The following is a 2,468-nucleotide window of genomic DNA, read 5'->3' on the forward strand; positions in this document are numbered from 1 at the left end:
GAGGGGCGCCAGCCCATGAACTCGGCGTGGCGGCCGGCGCCGGGGCCGGTGCTCGGCGGCTGGTAGCCCGGCATGGAGCGGGCGGCGAGCGCCTCGGCCATGGCGTCGAGCAGCTGCGCCGGGTCATCGTGGCCGGGGCCGCTCTCCGGGCGGGCCGGGAGCGTGGGGCGGGCCGTCTGCGCCTGGGTGAAGGCCTCCCACAGCCGGGCGCGCAGCACCTCGGGGCTGGTGCGATCGCGCATGGCGGCATGGCGCAGCGCGTCGATGGTGTCGGCGGGGAGCAGGCCGCGCGCCGCGGCGAGCACCGGCTCGTAGCTGGCGATGCGTTCGGCGACGGCGCGCTCGGCCTCGGCGCGGATCGCGTCGAGGTCGACCGGCGGGGCGGCCGGCACGGGCGCGGCGCGGGTGGGCTCGGGCGGCGCGGTCGGCGCAGGGCTGGGCGTGGTGGTCACGGTGTTCTCCTGGGGCGGGGTGGACGGCGCGGCGGAGGGCGGCGCCGCGGGCGGGGCAGCCGGGGTCTCCGGCGTCGTCTCGGGCATGGGTGATTCCTCGTCAGGCAGGGCGGGTTCGATCGCGACGGCGGGCGCGCCCTGCGGCGCCTCACCCCGCACCGCCGCATCGCGGTCCACCGGGACCGGCACGACGGAGATCTCGAAGGGCTCCCAATCCACCGCGCGATGGACGGTCTCGCCGGTGGCGGCATCCGGCCGCGGCTCATAGCGGTGAACGCGATAGCCGACGCTCACCGCGCGGAGCGTGCCGTCGGCGATGCGCTGCCAGACCGGCTCGACATCGGCGGCGGCGGAGAACTGCAGCGTGGCGTAGCCGCGGCCGCGCTCGAGGCGGGCGGCGGTGACGCGCCCGAGCACGTCGCGGGCATCGCCACGGCGGTGGGTGTTCAGCACCGGGGCCTGGCCCGAGCGCAGCGCGTCCATGCGCACCGCGTTCGGCGACATCTCCAGCTCCTCGGTGATGATCCCAAGCGCCGGGACGAAGTTGCGGGCGCGGGCGCCGGTCGACCACACCACCTCGACGGTGCGCGCGGCACGATCGACGGTGGCCGGGGCCGCCAGCGCGCGCTGCGCCACGATCGGCATGGCAGGGGCATCCGGCGCGGGGTCGCCCCCGCCCGGCTCGGTCGTCGCGGTCATGTGGATAAGCCTGTGGCTAAGCGCGGAAAAAGCTGTGGACGACGGCCGTCACGGCGCGGCGTAGCCCTGCGCGTTGACGTAGACCTGCGCGCCGGTGGTCAGGCAGGCGAAGTTCACCGCCGTCGCCGCCGTACCGCGCAGCGGCGTCGGGAAGGTGATGTCTACGGGTGTGGCCATCGCCGCCGGCAGCAGCTGCCGCCAGATCACCGTCGCTCCGTCCTTGATCACCACCTCCGTCGCCACCGTCGAATGCGCGTTCCGCAGGTCGATGGAGGTGACGTAGTTCCGGATGCCGGCGACCGCCGCGGCCTTCAGCACGACGTCGGCCGTACCAGTGATCCCGCCCGCGGCGCCGGCGTATTGCCAGTCCGCCTCCGGGATCGAGAAGGGCTTGTTCACCAGCGCGCCGATCAGCGTCGCCAGCAGGTCGATGCCCCGGCCGGTGGTCACCGCCGTGGCGTTCGCCGAGAGGCCGGTGGCCACCAGCACCGGCAGCGCGCCGTTCGTGTTGCGCGCCTGGCCGCCGACGGCCGTCAGTGTCGGGGCGATGGCGCTGAGAACGTTCACCCCGAGCCCCTGGCCGGCGACCGACTGGCCGCGGCCGGCGGTGATCTCGGTGGTCAGCTCGGCGTAGTCGGCGATGGTGACGAACTGCACCTTCACGTCGGTGCTCGACGCCGGCGCCAGGTTGCGCGAGACCGAGGCCCAGCCGGTGTTGAGGTAACCGCCGGAGAAGGTCGAGCCGACCAGGTCAAAGCTGTTCGCGTCGATCACCGTGATCGTGAAGGTGCCGTTCGCCCCCGGCACGCCGGAGACGTCGGCGACCGTGACCACGTCGTTCGTCGCGAAACCATGCGCCGCGCGGGTGATCCGCACCAGGCCCGAGCCGTTGTTGGCGACCGCCGAGATGCCGTTGATGAACTGCCGGTTCCGCACCCGGATCCGGAAGCGATAGAGCGCATTCGGCTCCGGGATCTGCTGGTGGCGGACATAGGAGTTCGACCGCGCCGCCGTCGTGTCGAGCTGCCGGCCGTGGAACCAGCACTCGTCGTTGGTCGGCTCGATCTCCAGCACCGACCAGCCCGCCGGGGCCGTGGTCGGGATGGTCGAGGCGGAGGCGGTGACGAGGCGGGGGGCGCCCTCGCTCCCCACCTCGTAGTTCGCGAGCGTCGGGCTGGTGCCGTCGAGCCGCCAGGCGGCGGCGCTGCGGCCGTCCGGCTGCGCAGAGGTCGGATCGACCGAGACCAGCTCGAGCCAGACCGACTGGCCGGCGATGCGCTGGCTGAGGTTCACCGCCACCATGACGCGCAGCGGGAT

The 2,468-nt window shown here is 74.0% G+C and carries 1 protein-coding gene and 1 pseudogene; both read right to left on the reverse strand.

From position 1 onward, the window contains the following. A pseudogene (locus tag J3S20_RS29785) lies at positions 1 to 1,151 on the reverse strand (prohead protease/major capsid protein fusion protein); the annotation flags it as partial. 48 nt (positions 1,152 to 1,199) lie between these two features. After that, positions 1,200 to 2,468, reverse strand: a 1,269-nt coding sequence (locus J3S20_RS29790; protein WP_216840558.1) for a ubiquitin-activating E1 FCCH domain-containing protein, incomplete at its 5' end; no start/stop codon positions are given.

The sequence above is a fragment of the Falsiroseomonas tokyonensis genome (genome assembly GCF_019024325.1).
Classification (GTDB): domain Bacteria; phylum Pseudomonadota; class Alphaproteobacteria; order Acetobacterales; family Acetobacteraceae; genus Falsiroseomonas; species Falsiroseomonas tokyonensis.